The sequence below is a fragment of the Micromonospora tarensis genome, from assembly GCF_016803395.1.
GTDB classification, from domain to species: domain Bacteria; phylum Actinomycetota; class Actinomycetes; order Mycobacteriales; family Micromonosporaceae; genus Micromonospora; species Micromonospora tarensis.
Window position 1 is genome coordinate 1 of record NZ_JAEVHL010000377.1, and the last position, 4,186, is coordinate 4,186.

Below are 4,186 nucleotides of genomic sequence, written 5' to 3' on the forward strand. Positions count from 1 at the left end.
CGGCCGGGCCGGCTGCCCGGCACGGTGACCGGCGCGGCGGCGCCCACGCTGCCGGGGATGGAGGCGGTGGACGGCTGGTCGCCGACGTGTGGGCTACCGGGCTGTCCCCGGAGAGCCATCCCGCCCGGTTCATCCGGGGTCAGCTCGACGTGCTCGGCGCGGTGCCGATCGCCCGGCTCGGCCGGGTGGAGCCGGGGCAGCGGATCCGGGTCGGCGGCATCGTCACCCACCGGCAACGTCCGGCGACCGCGGGTGGGGTGACCTTCCTCAACCTGGAGGACGAAACCGGGATGCTCAACGTCACCTGCTCGCCGGGGCTGTGGCAGCGCTACCGGCGGGTGGCCCGGACCAGCGCCGCGCTGGTGGTGCGGGGGCGGTTGCAGCGGCACGAGGGGGTGACCAACCTGGTCGCCGACCGGCTGGACGCGATCGAGCCGCCGGTCAGCCCGGCTTCCCGTGACTTTCGGTGACTTCGCTGTTACCGGTGTTTCGGAACTGGAGTCGAGGAGAAGAGGAGCAGCGCAGGTCACGCGGGCAGCGGCACGCGAATTGGGGAGGACCACATGGCACGGAGATTGCGGGCGACCGCGTTCGTCGGGGTGCTCACCCTGGCGCTCGCCGGTTGCGGGGGAGTCGGCGGGGGCGACGACGAGAAGGGCGGCACCGCCACCAAGGGCGCGCTCAGCACCATGGGGTTCGGCTTCTCCGACGAGATCGCCACCACCCGGGTCGACGCGTTCAAGCGGGATCACCCCGACGTCGAACTGAAGGTCACCGAGGGCGCGTTCGACGAGCAGCAGTTCCTCTCCGCGGTCGCCGCGGGCAACCCACCGGACCTGGTCTACCTGGACCGCAAGCTGATCGGCACGTATGCCAAGCGCGGCTCGATCCAGCCGTTGACCGACTGCGTCAAGAAGCAGGACGTCAACCTGGACCAGTACCGGCCGGCCGCCCGCGAGCAGGTCACCCTGGACGGCACCGTCTACGGCATTCCGGAGTTCTCCACCGTCCGGGTGGTCTACCTCAACGAGGGGCTGCTCAAGCAGCTCGGGATGACCGCCGACCAGGTCGACCTGGCCGACTGGGCGGCGCTGCCCGCGCTCAACGCCAGGCTGGCCACGGTCTCCGGCGGGCGGCTCGCCCGGATCGGCATCGACCCGAAGATCCCCGAGTTCCTGCCGATGTGGGCCAAGGCCAACGGCGTCGACATGCTCTCCGCCGACGGTCGTACCGCCAAGCTGGACGACCCCAAGGTGATCGAGGCGTTGACCACCGGGGTCAACCTCATCCAGCAACAGGGCGGCTGGGGCAGGTTCAAGTCGTTCCGGGACACCTTCGACTTCTTCGGCGCCCAGAACCCGCTGTCGAAGAACCAGATCGTGGCGTGGCCGATGGAGGAGTGGTTCCTCAACCAGGCCGCCAAGAACACCCCGGACGCCGAGCTGGTGGTGAAGCCGTTCACCGACCGGCAGGGCAAGCCGCTGACCCAGTCCGCCGGGCAGGCCTGGGTGATCACCAAGGGCGCGAAGAACCCGGAGGCCGCGTGCGCCTTCGTCAAGCAGATGACCGCCACCGACACCTGGATGGCCGCCGCTAAGGCCCGGGTGGACGCCCGCAAGGCCGCCGGCCAACCGTTCACCGGCCTCTACACCGCCAACGCGGAGGCGGACAAGAAGATCTTCGAGGAGCTGTACCAGCCGACCGGTAAGAAGCGTTTCGACGACGCCGTGGCCACCATCCGCTCCGTGCAGGACGCCGCGTTCGCGATGCCCGCCTCGCCGGCCGGCGCCGAGTTCGACAAGGCGTACTACGACGCGGTCAACCGGGTGCTCGCCGGCCAGGAGCAGCCGGCGCAGGCGTTGCAGCGCGCCCAGCGGGAGGCCGCCGCCGCGCTCGACAAGGCCGCGAAGTAGCCCTCGATGGCCACCGTCACCGCTTCCGCCCCGGGCCGGCGGCGTCGTACGCCGCTGGCCCGGCGGGAGGCGCGCTGGGCGTACCTCTTCCTGGCGCCCTGGATCATCGGGTTTCTGATCTTCTACGCCGGGCCGATGGTCGCCAGCCTCTGGTTGAGCTTCACCGACTACGACGTGATCAACCCACCGGAGTACACCGGGCTGGCGAACTACCGGGAGCTGATGAGCGACCCGGCGGTGGCTCGTAGCCTGGGCAACACGGTCTACTACACCGCGCTGCACGTGCCACTGGTGATGCTGATCTCGCTGGGGTTGGCGCTGCTGCTCAAGCGCGTCGGCCGGTTGCAGGGCTTCTTCCGGACCGTCTTCTACCTGCCGGTGATGACCCCGGCGGTGGCGGTCGGCATCCTGTTCCTGCTGCTGCTCAACACCCAGGACGGCCTGATCAACCGGGCGCTCGGGTGGGTCGGGATCGCGGGGCCGAGCTGGACCACGGACCCGCACTGGGTGATGCCGGGCATCATCCTGATGAGCCTCTGGAGTCTCGGCTCCACGGTGATCATCTATCTGGCCGCGTTGCAGAACGTGCCCCGGGACCTGTACGAGGCGGCGGCCATCGACGGCGCCGGAGCCTGGGCCCGGTTCCGCGCGGTCACCCTGCCGATGATCTCGGGCGCGCTGTTCTTCACGCTGATCGTCAACACGATCGCGTCGCTACAGATGTTCACCGAGGTCTACACCATGTACTTCGGCAACCGGGAGACCCAGAACTCGTTCAACAGCGACGCGGCGAGCTTCTACGTCATCCACCTGTTCCAGGAGGCGTTCCAGTTCCTGCACATGGGCTTCGCCTCGGCGATGGCCTGGCTGCTCTTCGTGATTATCTTGATCATCACCTTGATGCAGGTGAAACTCAGCAACCGGTTCGTGTACTACGAGGGAGAAGACAAGTGACGGGCATGATGGGCCACAACGGCGTGGCCAACGCGCGACGGATCCGACTGACCGCCGGCTGGGTGCCCGGGCAGCACCTTGAGCCGCGCGAGTACCAGGTCACCGATGGGCCGGTGGCCAACGCCCGGCGGTCCCGGGCGGAGGATGAGTTAGCGGTCGGGGACCAGTCGTGATCACCGCCGTCGAACGCAGCGCCGCCGCACCGGTACCCGGCCCCCGGCCGGCCCGGTCGGCGGCGCGCCGCCCCTCGGTCGAGGGGGCCAGCCGGCCGCGCTGGCACCGGGTGCTGTTCGTCGCGGCACTGGTCGGCGCCGCGGTGATCTTCATGCTGCCGTTCGTCTGGCTGGTCAGCGCCTCGTTACGACCCCGGGAGTACGTCTTCGCCCCCGGCTTCCTGCCGCTGCCGTTCGCCCCGGAGAACTACGCCGAGGCGTGGCGGGCCGTGCCGCTGCTGACCTGGTTCGGCAACAGCGTGCTGGTCGGCGTGGCCGCCGCCACGGCGGTGACCCTCTCCAGCGCCTGGGTGGCCTTCGGCTTCGCCTACTTCCGGTTCCCCGGCCGCAACCTGCTCTTCGGGCTGGTGCTGGCGACCATGATGCTGCCGTTCGCGGTCACCATGATCCCGACGTACCTGATCTGGTCGAACCTGGGGTTGACCAACACCCAGGTGCCGCTCTGGGCGGGCAACCTGTTCGGCTCGGCGTTCTACATCTTCCTGCTGCGGCAGTTCCTGCTCTCGCTACCCCGGGAATACTTCGAGGCCGCCCGGATGGACGGGGCGAGCTATCCGCAGCTGTTCTGGAAGGTGGCGTTTCCGCTGATCCGGCCGGCGTTGCTGGTCGCCTTCGTCTTCGAGTTCAAGGCCAGCTGGACGGACCTGCTCAAGCCGCTCATCTACCTGCGTGACGAGCAGCTGTACACCCTGCCGCGCGGTCTCAAGGTGGTGCTGGACCGGTTCGGCTACGGCGGTGAGCAGCAGTGGGAGATCGTGCTCGCCGGCAGCGTGCTGGCCACCATCCCGATGATCATCCTGTTCTTCCTGGCACAGCGGCACTTCGTCGAGGGCATTGCCACCACCGGCCGTAAGGGCTGAGCGCGGTGGGTGACTAGGCTCGACCGGGTGGAGCAGACCCGAGGCCGGTTCGCCGGACCGCCGCTGACACCCCGCACCGCCGTGATCTGGTCGGTGCTCCGCGCCGAGTTGGACCGGCGCGGCGACGCGAGGGCATTGCCACCACCGGCCGTAAGGGCTGAGCGCGGTGGGTGACTAGGCTCGACCGGGTGGAGCAGACCCGAGGCCGGTTCGCCGGACCGCCGCT

Annotated in this window: 4 protein-coding genes and 2 pseudogenes; all 6 read left to right on the forward strand. The window is 69.2% G+C overall.

Annotated elements, in window-relative coordinates; genetic code table 11:
• Window positions 1-470 (forward strand): annotated as a pseudogene (locus tag JM949_RS34135) (OB-fold nucleic acid binding domain-containing protein); the annotation flags it as partial.
• 93 nt (window positions 471-563) lie between these two features.
• Window positions 564-1,913: an extracellular solute-binding protein gene (locus tag JM949_RS34140; protein WP_203152140.1), complete on the forward strand. Its 1,350-nt coding sequence runs from the start codon at window positions 564-566 to the stop codon at window positions 1,911-1,913.
• Between the two features lie 6 nt (window positions 1,914-1,919).
• Window positions 1,920-2,867 carry a carbohydrate ABC transporter permease gene (locus JM949_RS34145; protein ID WP_203152141.1) on the forward strand — a complete coding sequence of 316 codons (948 nt, stop codon included), beginning with the start codon at window positions 1,920-1,922 and terminating at the stop codon, window positions 2,865-2,867.
• Window positions 2,864-3,040, forward strand: coding sequence for a hypothetical protein (locus JM949_RS34150; protein WP_203152142.1), 177 nt, complete (start codon window positions 2,864-2,866; stop codon window positions 3,038-3,040). Before JM949_RS34145 ends, JM949_RS34150 begins: the two co-directional genes overlap by 4 nt.
• The gene (locus tag JM949_RS34155) at window positions 3,037-3,960 is read left to right on the forward strand and encodes a carbohydrate ABC transporter permease (RefSeq protein WP_203152143.1); all 924 of its coding nucleotides are present in this window, start codon (window positions 3,037-3,039) and stop codon (window positions 3,958-3,960) included. Before JM949_RS34150 ends, JM949_RS34155 begins: the two co-directional genes overlap by 4 nt.
• A 9-nt stretch (window positions 3,961-3,969) precedes the next feature.
• Window positions 3,970-4,086, forward strand: a pseudogene (locus JM949_RS34160) (SAM-dependent methyltransferase); the annotation flags it as partial.
• Window positions 4,087-4,186: the final 100 nt, after the last annotated feature.

Coding starts and splice junctions, on each gene's coding strand:
- JM949_RS34140 (WP_203152140.1), top strand. CDS start 564: ATGGCACGGAGATTGCGGGCGACCGCGTTCGTCGGGGTGCTCACCCTG.
- JM949_RS34145 (WP_203152141.1), top strand. CDS start 1,920: ATGGCCACCGTCACCGCTTCCGCCCCGGGCCGGCGGCGTCGTACGCCG.